Here is an 18,658-nt window from a genome sequence, read left to right as displayed (position 1 = left end):
CGGGCAGCCCGACCGGCGCAGGGATCAAGCCTGACCGCCCGGAGCCGGTCGGGCTGCCCGGAACCCCCACCGCGCAACCACCAACGCCACCACGACCAAGAAAGCCCGACATCACGACACAGCCCGAACCGAAGCCCCGCCCAACTTCTCCACGACCGCCCGCACCCGCACCCCCGCCCGCAACGGCACCGCCGCCGTAGCCGCCCCCGCCAGGAACACCCACCCCTCCCGCAGCCGTACGCCGTGCCGCCCGGCCAGCCGGATGCCCTCGTCCAGGGCCCGGCGCGGGTCGCCGAGGATGGCCGCCGTCGAGCCGACCTGGGCGACTCGTCCGTCGACCTCCAGCAGTACGCCGAGGTTCTCCAGCCCGTCGGGCACGGGTGACCAGGGGCCGATCACGAACGCGCCGGCCGAGGTGTTGTCGGCGATGACGTCCGGCAGGGAGAAGGTGAAGTTCGCGTACCGGCTGTCGATCAGCTCGATCGCCGGGGCGACGGCGCGGACCGCGTCGGTGAAGTCGCCGACCGGCTCGCCGGGTTCGGGCAGTCGGTCCAGCAGGAACGCCACCTCGGGTTCGACCCGGGGGTGGATGAAGCCGGTCACGTCGACCGTGCCGCCGTCGGGGATCCGCATGGTGTCGGTGAGTCGACCCCAGATCACCTCGTCCACCCCGACCTGGGCCATCTTGGCCTTGCTGGTCAGTCCCATCTTGAGCCCGACCAGCCGCTCGCCACGGTCGAGCCGGCGTTGCACGAGAGCGGCCTGCACCGCGTACGCGGTGTCGACGTCGAGTCCGGTCTCGGCGGCGAGCTGCGGTACGGCGGTGGCCGTGTCGGCCGCCCGGTCCAGTGTCGCCGCGATCCCGGCGATGTCCGGCCCGATCATGTTCTCTCCTGCCCGGCGAGGTCCAGCGCCACGTCGACGATCATGTCCTCCTGCCCGCCGACCATCCGCCGTCGGCCGAGTTCGACCAGGATGGAGCGGACGTCCACGCCGTACCGGGCGGAGGCCCGTTCGGCGTGCCGGAGGAAACTGGAGTAGACCCCGGCGTAGCCGAGGGAGAGGGTTTCCCGGTCCACCTGGACCGGCCGGTCCTGGAGCGGGCGGACGATGTCGTCGGCGGCGTCCATCAGCGCGAAGACGTCGCAGCCGTGCTCCCAGCCGTGCAGTTCGGCGACCGCGACGAAGACCTCCAGCGGCGCGTTGCCGGCCCCGGCACCCATTCCGGCGAGCGAGGCGTCCACCCGGACGGTCCGCCCGTGCGGGGCGTCCGGGCCGACCGCGTCGGCGCCGACGACGCGCCCGTGCTCGACGGCCGCCACGCTGTTGGCCACTCCCAGCGAGAGGTTGTGGTGGGCGTGGATGCCGATCTGCGTGGTCGGCTCCAACACCTGCCGGTACGCGTCGACGCGTTGCGCCACGTCGGATGTCAGCAACCGGCCGCCGGAGTCGGTGACGTAGACGCAGTGCGCCCCGTACGACTCCATCAGTCTGGCCTGGGCGGCCAGCCCGGCCGGGTCGTTCATGTGCGACATCATCAGGAAGCCGGAGACGTCCATGCCGTTCTCGCGCGCCCACGAGATGTGTTGGGCGGAGATGTCGGCCTCGGTGCAGTGGGTGGCGATCCGGACGCTGGTCACACCGAGCGCACGCGCCGCCTTGAGGTCGGCGATGGTGCCGATTCCGGGCAGCAGCAGGGTGGTCAGCTTGGCGGTGGTCATCACCTCGGCGGCAGCCGCGATCCAGTCGGCGTCGCTGGCCGCGCCGTGGCCGTAGTTGACGCTGGAACCGGCGAGACCGTCGCCGTGCGCCACCTCGATCGCGGCCACCCCGGCGGCGTCCAGCGCGGCGGCGATGGTGCGGACCTGGTCGACGGTGTACCGGTGGGCGACGGCGTGCATGCCGTCGCGCAACGTCACGTCCTGGATGTACAGCTCGGTCATCGGACCGCCCTCCACGACCGTCCCGTCGTCAGTACTCACGCCCGCACCCCCTCGGTGCGCAGGGCGACCAGGCGCTGCGCGGTCCGCAGCGCGGCCGAGGTCATGATGTCCAGGTTCCCGGCGTACGCGGGCAGGTAGTGCCCGGCACCGGCGACCTCCAGGAAGACCGTCACCTGTACGCCGGTGAGCTGCCGGCCCAGCGTCGGCACGTACCCGTCCACCCGGTCGAACTGCACGTCCTGCTTGAGCCGGTAGCCCGGGACGTACTCCTGCACCTCGGCGACCATCGCGGCGACCGACTCGGCGATGGCGGCCCGGTCGGCGTCCGGGTCCGGGCAGAGGCAGTAGACGGTGTCGCGCATCAGCAGCGGCGGCTCGGCCGGGTTCAGCACGATGATCGCCTTGCCGCGTTCCGCGCCGCCGACCACCTCGATGGCGCGCGCGGTGGTCTCGGTGAACTCGTCGATGTTGGCCCGGGTGCCCGGACCGGCCGACCGCGAGGCGATCGAGGCGACGATCTCGCCGTACGCCACCGGGGTGACCCGGCGGACCGCCGCAACGATCGGCACGGTCGCCTGTCCACCGCAGGTCACCATGTTCAGGTTCGTCTCGTGCAGGTGCTCGTCGAGGTTGACCGGCGGCACCACGTACGGGCCGATGGCAGCCGGGGTCAGGTCGACCACCGTGCGCCCGTGGCGGCGCAGCACGGCGTCGTTGTGCCGGTGCGCGCCGGCCGAGGTGGCGTCGAAGACCAGGTCGACGTCGGCGAACTCGGGCATGGCGACCAGGCCGTCCACGCCCTCGGCGGTGGTGGCCACGCCGAGGCGGCGGGCGCGGGCCAGGCCGTCGGAGGCCGGGTCGATGCCGGCCATCGCCACCATCCGCAGGCCACCGTCGGCGTCACCGCCCGACCGGAGCACCTTGATCATCAGATCGGTGCCGATGTTGCCGGACCCGATCACCGCCACTCCGGCCATCAGGACGCCTCCTTCGCGAAGCAGGCCCGGACCGAACCGAGCCCGGAGATACGTGCCTCGTACGTCGCACCGGCCGTCACCGGCACCATCGGCCCGAGCGCACCGGAGAGCACCACGTCACCGGCGCGCAGCGGGTCACCGGCGCGGGCCAGGGTGCCGGCCAGCCAGGCCAGCGCGTGCAGCGGGTTGCCGAGGCAGGCCGCCCCGGCACCGACCGACACCGGCTCCCCGGCGTGCTCCAGCACCATCCCGGCCAGCCGCAGGTCCACGTCGCCGACCCGGCGCGGCGAGGTGCCGAGCACGAACAGTCCACTGGAGGCGTTGTCCGCGACCGTGTCCACGATGGAGATGTCCCACCCGGCCACCCGCGAGTCGACGACCTCGATGGCCGGCAGCAGGTGGTCGACGGCGCGCAGCACGTCCACGGTGGTGATCCGGGCGTCGGGCAGGTCGGCGCCGAGCACGAAGGCGATCTCCGCTTCGACGCGGGGCTGGAGCAGCCGGTCCAGGGCGATCTCGGCCCCGTCGGGCACCGCCATGACGTCGGTGAGCACACCGAAGTCCGGCTCGTACACGCCGAAAGCCTCCTGGACCGCCCGGGAGGTCAGCCCGACCTTCGCCCCCACCCGGCGCTGACCGGACGCCAGCCACTCGTGGACCTGGATCTGCTGCACCCGGTACGCCGCCTCGACGTCCCCTTCGGGCAGCAGCCGTCCCCGCAGCGGCGGGCAGGGCTTCCCGCTCTCCCGCGCCTCGACCAGTTCCCGGGCGGCTCGATCGTGGTGAACGGTCATGTCAGCTCCTCGCTGCGCTCGGACCCGCCATGAGCCTCAACCCGGGCTGCTTCGATGATTCGCTCGCTACGCTGGCTCATGAGAGATCCACGCAGACGTTGGTGAGTTCGGAGTAGAAGTCGAGCGAGTGCACGCCGCCCTCGCGACCGATGCCGGACGCCTTCACCCCGCCGAACGGGGTACGCAGGTCGCGCAGGAACCACGTGTTGACCCAGACGATGCCGGTGTCCAGCCGGGCGCCGGCCCGGTGCGCCCGACCCACGTCCCGGGTCCACACGGTCGCCGCCAGGCCGTACTCGGTGCCGTTGGCCAGCTCGTACGCCTCGTCCTCGGTGTCGAAGGGCGCGACGTGCACCACCGGTCCGAAGATCTCCTCACGGTTGGTGCGGGCGTCCGGGCCGAGGCCGGTCAACACGGTCGGCTGCACGTACGCGCCACCGTCGCGGGCGTCGCCGAACTGCGGCGTCCCGCCGCCGGCCAGCACCTGTGCGCCCTCGGCGCGGGCCAGGTCGTAGTGACCGAGCACCTTGTCCCGGTGGGTGTGCGAGATCAGCGGCATGTTCACCGTCGCCTCGTCGGCCGGCCAGCCGTACGCCAGCTCGGCGGCGCGCGCGGCCAGCCGCTCGGTGAACTCCTCGAACACCGGCCGCTGCACGAGGATCCGCTCGGTGCAGAGGCACACCTGACCGCCGTTGGTGAAGCTGGACCGGACCGAGCCGGCGACCGCCGCGTCCAGGTCGGCGTCGGCGAAGACCAGCCCGGCGTTCTTGCCGCCGAGCTCGAAGCTGACCGCCTTCACGCCGTCGGCGGCGGCGCGCATGATGGCGCTGCCGGTGGCGGACTCCCCGGTGAAGGTGATCGCGTCGACGCCCGCGTGCCGGGTGAGGAACTCCCCGGCGGAACCGGGACCGAAGCCGTGCACCAGGTTGAACACGCCGTCGGGCACACCGGCCGCCGCCATCACCTCGGCGAGCAGCGTGGCCGAGGCGGGCGTCTCCTCGCTGGGCTTGACCACCACCGCGTTGCCGCAGGCCAGTGCCGGTGCGACCTTCCAGGTAAGCAGCAGCAGCGGCAGGTTCCACGGCACGATCACCGCGACCACGCCGACCGGCTTGCGGACCGCGTAGTTGAGCGCCCGCCCACCGGTCGGGGTGACCGTGGTGAACGACTCGGTCGGCGCGGTCGCCACGATCTCGGCGAACGCCCGGAAGTTGGCCGCGCCACGCGGGATGTCCAGGGTGCGGGCCTGTGAGATGGCCTTGCCGGTGTCGGCCACCTCGGCGGTGACCAGGTCGTCGAAGCGGCGTTCCAGCTCGTCGGCGACCCGACGCAGCACCTCGGCGCGTTCCCGCTCCCCCATCCGGCCCCACGGCCCGCGCAGCGCCGCCCGGGCCGCCGCCACCGCCTCGTCCACCACCGACGCACCGGCCTCGACCACCTCGAAGACTGGTTCGCCGGTGACCGGGCTGCGGCGGGTGAAGCGGGGGCCCTCGTCGCGGAACTCGCCGCCGACGAAGTTGCGCAGCAGGCCGGGGCCGTCCGGCGCGTGCCCGGTCATCAGCCGGGGGTCCCATCGGGTCATCGACGCCGCCCGCGCCCGATCGCCACCGCCGCACCGGCCACCGCCGCCAGCACACCGGCGGCCACCGCGCCGAGGACCTGGTACTGCCGGCGGACCCGGCGGCGCACCTGCGCGTACGGGACGGTGGAGAAGGAGACCATCTCGTACTGGGAGACGTACCGTCCGGGCAGCGCCCGCTCCAGGGCGTGCTCGACCTTCTTGCGGGTCCGGAACACCGGCGAGGCGACCTTGTCGCGCATCTCGACGAAGTTGGCCAGCGCCATCCGGGCGATCGCCTCGGCGTTGCCCTGCCGACGCTGCTGGAACAGCGGCAGCGCGGCGGACCAGTCGTCGTCGCACTCGGTCAGGCAGCGGTCCAGCTCCACCACGTCCTCGAAGGCGCAGTTGGCGCCCTGACCGTAGAAGGGCACGATGGCGTGCGCCGCGTCGCCGAGCAGACCGACGCGTCCGTTCACCTGCCACGGGTCGCAGCGCACCGTGCCGAGGACGCCGACCGGGTTGTGCTGGTAGTCGTCGACCAGATCGGGGGCGAGCGGCAGCAGGTCCGGGTAGTGCGCGGCGAAGTGCTGTTCGATCGCCGCCTTGCTGCCCAGCGAGGCGAAGCTCGCGGTGCCGTGGGTGGGCCAGAACAGTGTGCAGGTGAAGGAGCGGTCCGGGTTGGGCAGCGCGATCATCATCGAGGTGCCGCGCGGCCAGATGTGCAGGGCGCCCTCGTCCAGGGCGAAGTCACCGCCGGCCGGCGGGATGGTGAGTTCCTTGTAGCCGTAGTCGAGGAAGTCGACGCTCTCGGTGACCAGGCCGTGTTCGAGCAGTTGTCCGCGTACCGCCGAACCGGCGCCGTCGGTGCCGAGCACGACGCGGGCGTCCGCGGTGGCCGTGCCCTGCGGGGTCTCGAAGGTCATCCGCGCGGTGTCCGGATCCAGGCCGACCAGCCGGTGGTCGAAGGCGATCCGCACGCCGGGCAGCTTCGCGGCGGCCTCCAGCAGCGCGTTGTTCAGCGCGCCCCGGCTGATCGAGTTGATCGCCCGGTCGCCGGAGACGCTGTACGACTGGAAGCCGGGCTCGCCGAGCACCGGGTGCACCATCCGGCCCCGCATCGGCAGCGCGTCGGCCATCACCTGCTCGTCGAGCCCGATCCGGCGCAGCGCGTCCAGCCCGCGCTCGGAGAGCGCCAGGTTGATCGACCGTCCCCGTTCGACCGTCCCGGTACGCGGGTCCGGCCGCCGCTCGTACAGCGCCACCGCATAGCCCCGGCGGGCCAGGAAGCAGGCCAGCAGGCAGCCGGCCAGCCCGGCACCGACCACGGCGATCTCGTCGCGTTCCCGGTTCATCCAGCTCTCCCAACGGTCGCGGCCAGCGCGTCGGCGACCCGCCAGCAGTCGTGGTACGTCGAGTAGAGCGGCACCGGGGCGAACCGGACGACGTCCGGCTCCCGGGCGTCGGCGATCACTCCGTGCTCGTACCGGAGCCGCTTGGTCAGCTCCCTGGCGCTGCCCTCGCCGAGTCTGACCGAGAGTTGGCAGCCACGGCGACCCGGGTCGCGCGGGGTGATCACGGTCAGCGGCCGGCCGGCGGCCACCTCGTCCAGCAGCCGCTCCAGGTATCCGGTGAGCCGCAGGCTGCGGTCGCGCAGCGCGGGCATCCCGACCGAGTCGAACAGCTCCAGCGAGGTACGCACCGGCCCCATCGAGAAGATCGGCGGATTGGAGATCTGCCATGCCTCCACTGTGGACGGCGGCCGGCTGACCGGCGTCATCTCGAACCGGGTGGCCGCCGCCGTGCTCCACCAGCCCTCGAAGCGGGGCAGGTCCGCATCGCCGTGGTGCCGCTCGTGCACGAACACCCCGCCCAGGGCGCCCGGCCCCGAGTTGAGGTACTTGTACGAGCACCAGGCCGCGAAGTCGACGTCCCACTCGTGCAGCGACAGCGGCACGTTGCCGGCGGCGTGCGCCAGGTCCCAGCCGACGACCGCCCCGGCGGCCCGGCCGGCGGCGGTGATCACCGGGATGTCCATCAGCTCGCCGGTGAGGTAGTTGACGCCGCCGAGCAGCAGCAGCGCGACGGTCTGCCCCTCGGCGGCGAGGAACGCGGTGACGTCCTCGGTGCGCAGGGTGTCCTCACCCGGTCGCGGCGTCAGCCGGACCACGGTGGTGTCCGGGTCGAGGCCGTGGAACCGGGCCTGACTGCGCACCGCGTAGCTGTCCGAGGGGAAGGCGCTGTCCTCGATGACGATCCGGGTCCGCGTGCCGCTCGGCCGGTAGAAGCTGACCATCAGCAGGTGCAGGTTGACCGTGAGCGAGTTCATCACCACGGTCTCGGTGGGCAGGGCGCCGACGAGTCGCGCGGCCGGGGCCGTCAACAGCTCGTGGTACGGCAGCCAGGGCCGTTCCGCCTCCAGGTGCCCCTCGACACCGAGCCGCCCCCAGTCGTCCAGGTCGGCCAGCAACTCGTCCCGGGTCGCCCGGGGTTGCAGGCCGAGCGAGTTGCCCGCCAGGTACGCCGACTCGGGATGGTCACCGCCGTCGGCCGGTGGCACGTGGAACAGGTGCCGGTGTCCGGGGTCGCTGGCGTCCAGCCGGAGGGCTTCGGCCTCGCCGGGGCGTGGCGCCCCGGTCTCGTTCGTCGTCATCGTCGCCTCACATCGCGGTACGGGCGGACCACAGCTCGGGGAAGACCACCCGGGCCATGCTGCGTTGCAGCCAGGCCAGCCCGGCGGAACCGCCGCTGCCGACCTTGGCGCCCATGGTGCGCTGCACCGCCTTGATGTGGTGGTGCCGCCAGTCGCCGAACTCTTCGGCGACCTCGGTCAGCGCCTCACCGAGCATCCGCAGGTGGTTGTCCGGGCCGGCGTCGGCGTAGATCCGCACCCAGGCCGCCTCGACGGCGGGGTGCGGCTCGTGCTCGACCGCCACGTCCCGCTCCAGCAGGTCGGCGGGAAGCTCGTGGCCGTGCCGGGCGAGCAGGGCCACCACCTCGTCCCAGACGCTGGGCGTGTCGAGGGCGGCGGTCAGCTCGGCGTGCACCTCGGTCTGCCGGCGGAACGGCCGGATCAGCGCCGGGTCGCGGAGCCCGAGCTGGAACTCCAGGTGGCGGTACATGGCCGACTGGAATCCCGAGCCCTCACCGAGCAGGTTGCGGAAACGGTTGAAGTCGGCCGGGGTCATCCAGCGCAGCCCCCGCCAGGCGGCGTTGAGCCCTTCCAGGTGCAGCGCGGCCCGCCGCAGCGGGGCGAGCGCCTCCCACACCCGGTCGGTGCGCACCAGCCGGGCGGCGTCGCGCAGTTCGTGGCAGGTCAGGCCGAAGTACAGCTCCATGATCTGGCTGACCATCAGGAACGACATCTCGCCCGGGTCGTCGCTCAGCGGCTGCTGCAACCGGTGCAGCGTGCTGGCCTGCACGTACGCGTCGTACGGCACCCGCTCGGCGAATTCCAGCGTCGGCTCACCGCCGTTGCGCGCGGCTCGGGCCGCGCGCTGGCGGCCGGTGACCGGACGCACCGCCGCCCGGGTACCGGGGCGCAGTTCCGTCTGCTCCATGCGTCGGCTCCTTCCTGGCGTCGGTCCAGACATGATCTCGCGGTGGGATCGCCTGACGGAATGCCTCTTCAACGGCGGTTCAGCAGGTCGACCTGCCGAACGAAAGGCACTGGCAGCAGTTCGCTTGCCGGACGTAAGGTCGCCGCGTGGACGAGATGGACTGGGCCCTGCTCCGTGAGCTGCAGGCCGACGCGCGACTGTCGTTCAGCGAGCTGTCCCGGCGGGTGCACCTGTCTCCCCCGGCCGTCGCCGAACGGGTCCGGCGGCTGGAGGAGACCGGCGTGGTCACCGGCTACCACGCCCACGTCGACCTGGCCCGGGCCGGTCGCACCGTGGTGGCGCTGATCCGGATGTCCTGTTACGGCGCCCGGTGCATCCTGCACGTCCCCGAGGTCGCCGACTGGCCGGAGATCCTGGAGATCCACCGGATCACCGGCGACGCGTGCAGCGTGCTGAAGGTCGCGGCCGGGTCGATCGGGGAGTTCGAGGCCGTCATCGACCGACTCGCCCCGTACGGGCAGCCGTCCAGCACGATGGTCCTCTCCACGCCGCTGGGCTGGCAGCCGGTCACCCCGCTGTCGGGTTAGCCGCCCCGGCAGGGGGAATGCGCCGCGGGTCACCCCAGCAGGACCGGTGCACCGGTGCCGGGAGGGAGGATCATGCGGGGTCTGCGTCCGTACCCGTCGACCATCGTCCGACTCTTCGGCGCGTTCGCCTTGATCGGGGCTTTCGTCCTGGTCGGCGCCGCGCCCGCCCGGGCAGGTGAGAACACCTTCGTCGAGGTGACGCCGAACAGCGTGCAGGCCGGTTCCCGGGTGCACCTCAAGGCCAGCTGCGACAACGCCAACAACCGGCAGGCCGAGGTGACCTCGGACGCGTTCCGTCAGGTCTTCCTCCGCCCGAACGACGGCTTCCTCACCGGGGACGTCACCGTGCCGAGCGAGAAGCAGGCCGGCAACTACCCGGTCACCCTGCACTGCGAGAACGGTCAGACGGCCGACACCACGCTGACCGTGCTGAACATGGAGCAGCCCACCAAGGGACCGGCGACCGGAGGCGGCGGCACCGCAGGCGGCGACACCGGCTCGATGCTGCTGCTCGGCGGCGCCGCAACAGTGGCCGCGGTGGTGGTGTTCGGGCTGGTGAGCAGCCGGCGTCGGGCCGGTTCCTGACCCGCTGTCGCGATGAGCGGCTCTCGCGTACCCGCGCCGGAACCCGGTCCGGGTCGGCGCCGGACCACCGCCCGTCGGGTGCCTCGCGCCTGGCGTCGGGTGGTGGGCACGGCGCTGGGTCGGCTGGGCCGGGTCACCACGCAGATGGGGTCGGCCAGCGTCAGCACGCCCGACCCGGCGGCCCCGCCGGTGCCGCCCCGCCGTCGGCAGGTCGGCCGGTACCGCCGGTACGGCCGGTCCACTCCCGGGGTGCCGGTCCTGGTGATCGGCGCGTTGATGCTGCTGATCGTCACGATGCTCGGCGTCGAGCGGCTGACCGGGGTGAACCTGCTGCCGGACCGGTTCATCGCCGGGCTCGGCCGCCCGCCGAAGGAGTACCCGATGCTGTCGGCGAGCGAGCCGGTCAGCATCGAGATCAGCAAGATCGACCTGACCGCTCCGGTGCACAACGTCGGGATCGCGCCGGACGGCAGCGTCGCCGCTCCGCCGGCCGAACGGGCCCAGGAGGCCGGGTGGTACGACCAGGGTCCGACCCCCGGCCAGTACGGCCCGGCCGTCATCGTCGGGCACGTGGACACCAGCACCGGACCGGCGGTCTTCCAGGACCTACGGGAACTGCGCGGCGGTGACCGGGTCGAGGTGGCCCGGTCGGACGGCTCGGTCGCGGTGTTCGAGGTCGAACGCGTCGGCCGGTACGACAAGGAGCAGTTGCCGGCCGACGACGTCTTCGGCGACTTCAGCCGGCCCCAGTTGCGGCTGATCACGTGCGGCGGGCGCTGGGTCGGCGGCGACACCGGGTACGCGGACAACGTGATCGTCTTCGCCTCGCTGGTGCAGGCTCGCTGACCCGCCTGGACGCCCGGCCGACGACGGCCCTCGCGGCCGGGCCGCGTCGGAGGCGCGCCCAGGCGGCTCCGGACGCGGCTCGGGGCTGTCGCCGGGGGCGCGGCTCAGGCGGCTTCGGGCTCGCGCAGGTCGAGCCAGTCCGCCCAGCGCGGGTCGGGGGCGCGGTGCCCGAGCACCCGCCAGGCGATCCCGCGCGGCGGCGCCGGCGGGGAGTGCAGCCGCCAGCCCATCTCGGCGGGGGTCTTGTCCCCCTTGCTGTGGTTGCAGCGGGCGCAGGCGGCGACCACGTTCTCCCAGGCGTGCCGACCACCCCGGCTGCGCGGGAAGACGTGGTCGATGGTCTCGGCCGGCCCCCGGCAGTAGGCGCACCGCCAGCCGTCCCGAGCGAAGATCGCCCGGCGGGACAGACCGACGTGGGTGCGGTACGGCACCCGGACGAACCGGGTGAGCCGGACGACGGAGGGCACCGGGAGCGCGTTGCGTGCGCTGTGCAGGATGCCCTCGCCGTCGGCGACGCAGACCGCCTTGGCGGAGAGCACGAGGATCGCGGCACGGCGGACCGACACGACACACAGCGGCTCGTAGGTGGCGTTGAGAACCAGCGCGCCGGAGCCCACCGTGGGTCGTATGTCAGGCATCGCGTCACCCTCCCGGTCAAGCGGCAGTCACACTCGCCACCGCCGACCGGTGTCGGACACAGCCCTACACCATGTCGACGCCGGCCGGTTCACCGACGTCCGTTGCGCCAATCGTCCCTGATCGGAACCGCGAATGCACGTACTAATCCTGGGTAGCCGGGGCGGCTTTCCGACCGGTCGAGGTCCGACGTCACCGTCCGGTGGGGCGGCGGTGTACCCGTCGGGCGGTTGCGGTACGAACACAGGGTGATTGTCAGCATCCTGCGCACCGTCGTCCCCACGCCGTCCCCGACCCCGTCGGAACCGGACGAGACACCCAGCCCGGAGTGTCTGGACGAGGTCGTCTGCAACTGGGTCTGGAAGTTCTCCGACTCGGTGTGGTTCGCCGAGGGCAGCTACTGGATCCTGATCAAGCCGTTGCGGATCCTGTTGATCCTGCTGCTCGCGATGTCCGCCCGGTGGCTGGTGCACCGTACGCTCCGCCGTCTGGTCCGCACCACCAGCGACGCCGGGGTGCCCACCATGCTCCGCCCGTTGCGCGAGCGCATCCCGACCGCGACCGCCGCACCCGGCGAGTTCGTGCCGGAACGTCGCCGACAGCGCGCCGAGGCGATCGGCTCGGTGCTGCGCAGCATCAGCACGGCGTTCATCTACGGCATCGCGGTGCTGATGGTGCTCAAGGAGTTCAGTTTCGAGCTGGCACCGCTGCTGGCCAGCGCGGGCATCGCCGGTGTGGCTCTCGGCTTCGGCGCACAGAGCCTGGTGAAGGACCTGCTCGCCGGGCTCTTCATGCTCATCGAGGACCAGTACGGGGTCGGTGACAACGTCGACCTCGGCGAGGCGACCGGCGTGGTCGAGGCGGTCGGGCTACGGGTGACCACGGTGCGCGACGGTCGGGGCGTGCTCTGGTACATCCGTAACGGCGAGGTCGTCCGGGTCGGCAACAAGAGCCAGGGCTGGGCGCTGGTGGTGGTGGACCTGCCGATCGGCTTCGCCGGCACCGAGGAGGCCATGGCGGTGCTGCGGACCGCCGCCGCCTCGGTCGCGGTCGACCCGGAGCTGGCCGCGTCGATCGTGGAGCCACCGGACGTGCTCGGCGTCGAGCAGGTGACGGTGGAGGGCACGGTCATCCGGACGGTGGTCAAGACCACCGCCGAGGGACAGTTCGCCGTCGGTCGGGAGTTGCGTCGCCGGCTCGCCGAGGCGCTGGAGAACTCCGGCATCACGGCGCGGATCGCGGTGGGGCGGCTCTATCCCGGGCTACCTACTCGTTCCGATAGTGAGACCGGTCAGGGGGGTGCCACCTGAGCGGCGTGACGGGGGTCGCGGCCGAGTGGCCCCTCGGGTATCGTCCGTTCGTTCAGTCGGAGATGCGACCGTCCACCCGTTCGCCCTAGCCAGTTGTCAGACGATCGGGCAGAATCCGGTTCACGCGCTACCAAGCGCGGTCACGTCCTCGCTGATCTGCAGATCTGACGATGGTTCCGGCACGGTCATCACGAGTGACCCGCCACCGGAACGATGGAGGCGAAGGTGTCCGACGAGCGACCTTCTCCGGAAGGGCCGGCCACCTTCCGTGAAGTTTTCGCCCAGAGTGAGTACCGCGCCGTATTCGCGGCCAACACGCTGACCTGGATCGGCGATTACGTCGCCAAGGCGGCGGTCACCCTCCTCGTCTACCGGACGACCCAGTCCGTCGCCCTCTCCGCCGCCGCCTTCGCGGTGAGCTACCTGCCCTGGCTGATCGGCGGGCCCCTGCTGGCCACCGTCGCCGAGCGACACCGGTACCGGCAGGTGATGGTCGTCTGCGACCTCATCCGCATGTCGCTGATGCTGCTCATCGCCATCCCGGGCATCCCGGTGCCGGTGATCCTGGCGTTGCTGTTCGCCACCACGTTGGCCAACCCGCCGAGTCAGGCCGCCCGGTCCGCCCTGATGCCGCTGATCCTGCCCGGCGACCGGCTCGTCGTCGGGCTCTCGATCAACGCCAGCGTGGGGCAGGCCGCCCAGGTGGTCGGCTATCTGCTCGGCGCCGTCGTGGCGACGGTGAGCCCGACCGCCGCGCTGCTGATGAACGCGGTCGCCTTCGCGCTCTCCGCGCTGCTCGTCCGGGTCGGCGTCCGCGACCGGGCCCCGGCGATGAGCACCGCCCACCGCAGTCACCTGCTGCGCGAGACCGGCGACGGGTTCCGGATCGTCTTCCGGACGCCGGTGCTGCGGGCGATCGCCGTCCTGGTCTTCAGCGCCATGCTCTTCTCGATCGTGCCCGAGGGGCTCGCCGCCGCCTGGGCGAACGAGAGCGCGGACGGGATGAACACCGGCCTGGCGCAAGCCATGATCATGGCCTCGCACCCGCTCGGCTTCATCCTCGGCGGCCTGCTGATCGCGCGGCTCGTCGGGCCGGCCCGTCGACTGGCCCTGATGCGCCCGCTGGCCGTCTTCGCGCCGCTGGCCCTGGTGCCGTCGTTGCTCGACCCCTCTCCGGTGATGGTGGCCCTGCTCGCCGCCGTCTCCGGCTTCGCGGTCGCCGGCATGCTGCCGGTCGCCAACGGACTCTTCGTGCAGGCCCTGCCGGACGGCTTCCGGGCCCGCGCCTTCGGCGTGATGGCCACCGGCGTGCAGGTGATCCAGGGCGCCGCGGTGTTGGTGACCGGGCTGCTCGCCGAACGCTTCCCGATCCCCGTCGTGGTCGGGGTGTGGAGCGTCGCGGGCGTGCTGCTGATGTCGATCGTGGCGCTCCGCTGGCCCGACCACCGGGCCGTGGCCGCCTCCGTCGAGGCGGCCCGGCGAGCCGGTGCCGCCCCCGCTCAGGGCGGTGCTCCCGGGCCGGAGGCGCCCGGCTCCGAACAGGTGGGTCCGGGGCGCCCGCAGCACGCGGTGAGCTGAACCACCCCCGGCCGGCCGTCCCGGGCGGGCCGGCGGTCGATGGGGCCTGGCAGGATGGAACGGTGAATCCCGCAGGTGAGTCCGAGCGCAACGGCGAGACGGTCACGCTCTTCGAGGCCGTCGGCGGCGAGCCCACGTTCCGCAAGCTGGTCGACGAGTTCTACGCCGGCATCGCCACCGATCCGCTGCTACGGCCGATGTACCCGGAGGACCTGGGCCCGGCCTCCGACCGGATGAGGCTGTTCCTCATGCAGTACTGGGGCGGCCCGAACACCTACTCGTCCCAGCGGGGGCACCCCCGACTGCGGATGCGGCACGCGCCGTTCCGGATCGGCGCCGCCGAACGCGACGCCTGGTTGCGGCACATGCGCCGGGCGGTCGACACTCTCGACCTGCCGCCGACGATCGAGACCGAACTCTGGACCTACCTGGAGCGGGCGGCCCTCTTCATGGTCAACGTGATGGAGGACCCGGCCGCGCCGGCATGAGCCGTGGTCACCCGGCACGGGGTGCGTGCCCGCCACCTGCCCGGCGGGCCGCATCCGTACCGGCTCAGAGCAGCGCTCCCTCGTCGTGCAGCCAGTCGACGAAGCTGGTGGCCACTGCCGCCCCGCAGTCCAGCAGCTCGACCAGGAGGGCGTCGTGGGCCCCCGCTGCGAGCGGCACCTGCAACTCGGCGTAGATCGGCAACTGGCCCCGCTCGGTGGCGTCACCCACGTACGCCTTACAGAAGCGTCGGGTGTGGTTCCACTCGTTGACCACCCGGTAGGCCCGGTCCGCCCAGTCCGGCGGCACGGTCGCGTGCGGCCTGGCCCGGAGCACGAGGATCTCGTCCTCCGGCCCCTCCAGCGTGACCAGCACCGCGTGCCGCTCCCACATGGCCAACAGGTTGCCGTCGCCGTCGGCGAGATAGCGCACGTCGAGCAGGTCGAGCGCATCGCAGACCCGGCCCAGGGTGACCGGTTCGACGGTTGCCGGCATGTCGGCGATCAACGGATGCTCCCCGCCCGACCGGTCGTCCCCCGGTTGGCGGGGCGGAGGCGGCCCGACCCGGACCGTGCCCTCCACCGTGATCCTGCTTCGAGTTTCCGGGTCACCGCCACTGGCGGGACCGGGGCGCCATGACCACCACGGCATCGCTCGCGCACCTCACTCCCCAGCGGATCCAGTCGCCTACGGTGGGTTGGATCCGAGGATGGACGGTACCCGGACAGCCGGAACGAAGCACCCCCCCAACGGCAGCCCCAGCCCAGAAGGATGACCGAGGGTCATCCGTTCGCATGAGCCACGGAGGGCCGTACGACCAGATCCGTGGCCTTCTGCGACCAGACAGCTCCATACGGTCCCACCAGCCCGACCCATCGGCCAGCCGCACGGACCTGGACCGCGCCCGATTCCGGCGAATCCCCGGCAGCACCCAGGAAACCCATCCGAACCAGACCCTGCACCAATCGCTGGGTCACCTCCACCGGACGGCCAGGCTCGTCGTCCGGCGTGACCACCACCGCCACGTGGTCCAGTAGGGCGTCGCGCAGGGCCCGCTGCCCGACCGCCCGACCGGCCACCCCGTGCGCGGCGGCCTCGCGCAGCGTGCCCGCCGCCGCCGAGGCGAGTCGGCGCAGTTCCCCGCCCGGCAGCGTCTCCACCCACCGGCTCCCGGCCGGCGGCAACGCCCAGCGCCACTGCGCGTCCTGTCGCGCGGGCAACGCGCTCCCACCGGCCGTCAGTTCGGCCAGCAGACTCCCGGCGGCCACCGTGACGTCTCCGGCACCCGCGCCGGCCACCGTGCGCGCCGCCAGGACGCCCCACGGCAGCCGGGCCCAGAGGGCGGTACGGTCCGGCGCACCGGCCGGCCGCAACCGGACCAGGGCGGTGCTCTCGAACCGGACCAGCCGGGACAGGAAGGCCCCCGCGTCGGCGACGTCGACGATCCCGTGACCGTCGACGTCGCCCCGCGATCCGGTCACGGTGTCCCGCCGTCGAGGGCGTACCCGAGCAGGAAGGCCCGTTCCTGCTCGGTCAGCCGACGGGCCGCCTGCTGGGCCAGGTCGAACGGCACCAGCACCGAACGCGCCCGGCTGACCAGCAGGTCCCCGTCGTACATCTCGTAGCCGATGGTGAAGGAGGCCGCGCGGATCTGCTCCACCCAGAGGTCGATGCGCACCGTGGGCGCGCCCTCGGCGGTGGCGCGGTGCAGGGCGAAGTCGACCGGGCGCAGATAGTCGATCTCGTGCCGGCGGATCACGACGCCGTTGGTGAACGAGTCGATCCCCTGGGCCTGGGCACCGGCGAACATCAACGCCACCCGCGCCTCCTCATAGAGCGTGAGGAAGCGGGCGTTGTTGACGTGACCGTACGCGTCCTGGTCGGACCAACGCAGGGTGCAGTGGTAGACGAACCGGTCAGCCACGACGATCCGCCCCGATCAGTCGCGGGTCAGCTTGCGGTAGGTCACCCGGTGCGGCCGGGCCGCCTCGGCGCCGAGCCGGTCGATCTTGTTCTTCTCGTACGCCTCGAAGTTGCCCTCGAACCAGAACCACTTGGCCGGGTTCTCGTCGTCGCCCTCCCAGGCGAGGATGTGCGTGGCGACCCGGTCCAGGAACATCCGGTCGTGGGAGATCACCACGGCGCAGCCGGGGAACTCCAGCAGCGCGTTCTCCAGGCTGGAGAGCGTCTCCACGTCCAGGTCGTTGGTCGGCTCGTCGAGCAGGATCACGTTCCCGCCGATCTTCAGCGTGAGCGCCAGGTTGAGCCGGTTGCGCTCGCCGCCGGAGAGCACCTTGGTCGGCTTCTGCTGGTCCGGCCCCTTGAAGCCGAACGCGGCGATGTACGCCCGGGACGGCATCTCGACCTTGCCCACCATGAGGTGGTCCAGCCCGTCGGAGACGACCTCCCAGACCGACTTGTCACCGGCCAGGCCCTGCCGGTTCTGGTCGACGTACGACAGCGAGACGGTCTCGCCGACCTTGACCGAGCCGTCGGTCGGCTGCTCCAGCCCGACGATGGTCTTGAACAGCGTGGTCTTGCCGACGCCGTTCGGGCCGATGATGCCGACGATGCCGTTGCGCGGCAGCGAGAACGACAGGTTGTCGATGAGTACCCGGTCGCCGAAGCCCTTGGTCAGGTTGTGCGCCTCGATGACGGTGTTGCCCAGACGCGGACCCGGCGGGATCTGGATCTCCTCGAAGTCCAGCTTGCGGGTCTTCTCCGCCTCGGCGGCCATCTCGTCGTACCGGTCGAGCCGGGCCTTGGACTTGGTCTGCCGCGCCTTGGCGTTGGAGCGGACCCACTCCAACTCCTCCGTGAGGCGCTTCTTCATCTTGGCGTCGCGGCGTCCCTCGACGGCGAGCCGGGCGGCCTTCTTCTCCAGGTACGTGGAGTAGTTGCCCTCGTAGCCGACAGCCCGGCCACGGTCCAGCTCCAGGATCCAGCCGGCCACGTTGTCCAGGAAGTACCGGTCGTGGGTGATCGCCAGCACGGTGCCGGCGTACTTGGCCAGGTGCTGCTCCAGCCACTGCACGCTCTCCGCGTCCAGGTGGTTGGTGGGCTCGTCGAGCAGCAGCAGGTCGGGGGCCTCCAGCAGCAGCTTGCAGAGGGCGACCCGGCGACGCTCACCACCGGAGAGCGTGGTGACGTCGGCGTCCGGCGGCGGGCAACGCAGCGCGTCCATGGCGAGTTCGAGCTTGGAGTCGATGTCCCAGGCGTCGGCGTGGTCCAGCTCCTCCTGGAGCCGGCCCATCTCCTCCATCAGCTCGTCGGAGTAGTCGGTCGCCATCTGCTCGGCGATCTTGTTGAACCGCTCCAGCCTGGCCTTGGTGTCCGCGACCGCTTCCTCGATGTTGCCGAGGACGGTCTTCGCGTCGTTGAGCGGCGGCTCCTGGGCCAGCAGCCCGACGGTGTGGCCGGGCATCAGCCGGGCCTCGCCGTTGCTCGGCCGGTCCAGCCCTGCCATGATCTTGAGGAGGCTGGACTTACCGGCGCCGTTCGGGCCGACCACACCGATCTTGGCCCCCGGCAGGAAGCTCAGCGTCACGTTGTCGAGCACGACCTTGTCGCCGTGCGCCTTGCGCGCCTTTTCCAGGACGTAGATGTACTGGGCCACGGTACGGGCTACCCTCCGTCGGTGGTGATCGCCGAATGTCGTGTGGTGCGGGTGCGGGCCGGTTGACCGCCCGCCGCCGGCCGGAAGCCGGCCACGCGCACGCCATCGTCAATCCTGACAGGTACGCCGCCCCGCGCCCACATCGCCCCGCCCGACGCCATCGGGTAGGCCACCGGCCCGAC

The 18,658-nt window shown here is 72.0% G+C and carries 19 protein-coding genes; 6 read left to right on the top strand and 13 right to left on the bottom strand.

Annotated features, from left to right (window positions below):
- Positions 1-111 precede the first annotated feature (111 nt).
- From ABZ738_RS04580 to ABZ738_RS04545, 8 genes are all read right to left on the bottom strand, one after another.
- Entirely contained in the window at positions 112-885 is a 774-nt protein-coding gene (locus ABZ738_RS04580) for a fumarylacetoacetate hydrolase family protein (protein ID WP_357210885.1), read from the bottom strand.
- Entirely contained in the window at positions 882-1,943 is a 1,062-nt protein-coding gene (gene dmpG, locus ABZ738_RS04575; protein WP_131056344.1) for a 4-hydroxy-2-oxovalerate aldolase, read from the bottom strand. The genes ABZ738_RS04580 and dmpG overlap by 4 nt, the downstream gene beginning before the upstream one ends.
- Positions 1,944-1,978: 35 nt before the next feature.
- Positions 1,979-2,923, bottom strand: a complete 945-nt coding sequence (locus ABZ738_RS04570; RefSeq protein ID WP_357210961.1) for an acetaldehyde dehydrogenase (acetylating) — start codon at positions 2,921-2,923, stop codon at positions 1,979-1,981.
- Complete coding sequence (locus ABZ738_RS04565; protein ID WP_357210883.1) at positions 2,920-3,714, bottom strand: fumarylacetoacetate hydrolase family protein; 795 nt, start codon at positions 3,712-3,714, stop codon at positions 2,920-2,922. Before ABZ738_RS04565 ends, ABZ738_RS04570 begins: the two co-directional genes overlap by 4 nt.
- Before the next feature lie 76 nt (positions 3,715-3,790).
- Positions 3,791-5,272: a 2-hydroxymuconic semialdehyde dehydrogenase gene (locus tag ABZ738_RS04560; protein ID WP_176095985.1), complete on the bottom strand. Its 1,482-nt coding sequence runs from the start codon at positions 5,270-5,272 to the stop codon at positions 3,791-3,793.
- 20 nt (positions 5,273-5,292) lie between these two features.
- Positions 5,293-6,627: an NAD(P)/FAD-dependent oxidoreductase gene (locus tag ABZ738_RS04555; RefSeq protein ID WP_131057032.1), complete on the bottom strand. Its 1,335-nt coding sequence runs from the start codon at positions 6,625-6,627 to the stop codon at positions 5,293-5,295.
- On the bottom strand, positions 6,624-7,925 hold the full coding sequence (kynU, locus tag ABZ738_RS04550; RefSeq protein ID WP_131057034.1) for a kynureninase: 1,302 nt from the start codon (positions 7,923-7,925) through the stop codon (positions 6,624-6,626). The genes ABZ738_RS04555 and kynU overlap by 4 nt, the downstream gene beginning before the upstream one ends.
- Before the next feature lie 7 nt (positions 7,926-7,932).
- Positions 7,933-8,832: a tryptophan 2,3-dioxygenase family protein gene (locus ABZ738_RS04545; RefSeq protein WP_357210880.1), complete on the bottom strand. Its 900-nt coding sequence runs from the start codon at positions 8,830-8,832 to the stop codon at positions 7,933-7,935.
- Between the two features lie 146 nt (positions 8,833-8,978).
- Here ABZ738_RS04545 and ABZ738_RS04540 point away from each other — a divergent pair, with 146 nt between their 5' ends.
- From ABZ738_RS04540 to ABZ738_RS04530, 3 genes are all read left to right on the top strand, one after another.
- Entirely contained in the window at positions 8,979-9,419 is a 441-nt protein-coding gene (locus ABZ738_RS04540; protein WP_357210878.1) for an Lrp/AsnC family transcriptional regulator, read from the top strand.
- A 72-nt stretch (positions 9,420-9,491) separates the two neighbouring features.
- Positions 9,492-10,004 (top strand): hypothetical protein, encoded by a 513-nt coding sequence (locus ABZ738_RS04535; protein WP_357210875.1) that lies wholly within the window; start codon positions 9,492-9,494, stop codon positions 10,002-10,004.
- A 12-nt stretch (positions 10,005-10,016) separates the two neighbouring features.
- Entirely contained in the window at positions 10,017-10,850 is an 834-nt protein-coding gene (locus tag ABZ738_RS04530) for a class F sortase (RefSeq protein ID WP_357210871.1), read from the top strand.
- Between the two features lie 104 nt (positions 10,851-10,954).
- On the opposite strand, the gene ABZ738_RS04525 is transcribed toward ABZ738_RS04530, so the two are convergent.
- Positions 10,955-11,488 carry an HNH endonuclease gene (locus ABZ738_RS04525; protein ID WP_131056270.1) on the bottom strand — a complete coding sequence of 178 codons (534 nt, stop codon included), beginning with the start codon at positions 11,486-11,488 and terminating at the stop codon, positions 10,955-10,957.
- A gap of 258 nt (positions 11,489-11,746) precedes the next feature.
- On the opposite strand from ABZ738_RS04525, the gene ABZ738_RS04520 reads away from it, so the two are divergent.
- The 3 genes from ABZ738_RS04520 to ABZ738_RS04510 all read left to right on the top strand — a co-directional run bounded on the left by ABZ738_RS04520 (position 11,747) and on the right by ABZ738_RS04510 (position 14,862).
- A complete protein-coding gene (locus ABZ738_RS04520; RefSeq protein WP_236145963.1) occupies positions 11,747-12,796 on the top strand; it encodes a mechanosensitive ion channel family protein in 1,050 nt (349 codons plus the stop codon).
- 213 nt (positions 12,797-13,009) lie between these two features.
- A complete protein-coding gene (locus ABZ738_RS04515; RefSeq protein ID WP_357210868.1) occupies positions 13,010-14,374 on the top strand; it encodes an MFS transporter in 1,365 nt (454 codons plus the stop codon).
- Positions 14,375-14,436: 62 nt separating this feature from the next.
- Positions 14,437-14,862 (top strand): globin, encoded by a 426-nt coding sequence (locus ABZ738_RS04510; protein ID WP_131056276.1) that lies wholly within the window; start codon positions 14,437-14,439, stop codon positions 14,860-14,862.
- A 64-nt stretch (positions 14,863-14,926) separates the two neighbouring features.
- Here ABZ738_RS04510 and ABZ738_RS04505 read toward each other — a convergent pair whose 3' ends face one another.
- From ABZ738_RS04505 to ettA, 4 genes are all read right to left on the bottom strand, one after another.
- Positions 14,927-15,511, bottom strand: a complete 585-nt coding sequence (locus ABZ738_RS04505) for a YbjN domain-containing protein (protein WP_131056278.1) — start codon at positions 15,509-15,511, stop codon at positions 14,927-14,929.
- A 131-nt stretch (positions 15,512-15,642) separates the two neighbouring features.
- Entirely contained in the window at positions 15,643-16,341 is a 699-nt protein-coding gene (locus ABZ738_RS04500; protein WP_357210863.1) for a hypothetical protein, read from the bottom strand.
- Entirely contained in the window at positions 16,338-16,784 is a 447-nt protein-coding gene (locus ABZ738_RS04495) for a thioesterase family protein (RefSeq protein ID WP_350700255.1), read from the bottom strand. Before ABZ738_RS04495 ends, ABZ738_RS04500 begins: the two co-directional genes overlap by 4 nt.
- A gap of 15 nt (positions 16,785-16,799) precedes the next feature.
- Positions 16,800-18,476: an energy-dependent translational throttle protein EttA gene (gene ettA / locus ABZ738_RS04490; protein WP_131055134.1), complete on the bottom strand. Its 1,677-nt coding sequence runs from the start codon at positions 18,474-18,476 to the stop codon at positions 16,800-16,802.
- Positions 18,477-18,658: the final 182 nt, after the last annotated feature.

Source organism: Micromonospora sp. NPDC047793, from assembly GCF_040642635.1.
In the GTDB taxonomy this organism is placed as follows: Bacteria; Actinomycetota; Actinomycetes; order Mycobacteriales; family Micromonosporaceae; genus Micromonospora.
The sequence above is the reverse complement of the archived record's forward strand: the minus strand, read 5'-3'. Positions and strand labels throughout refer to the sequence as shown.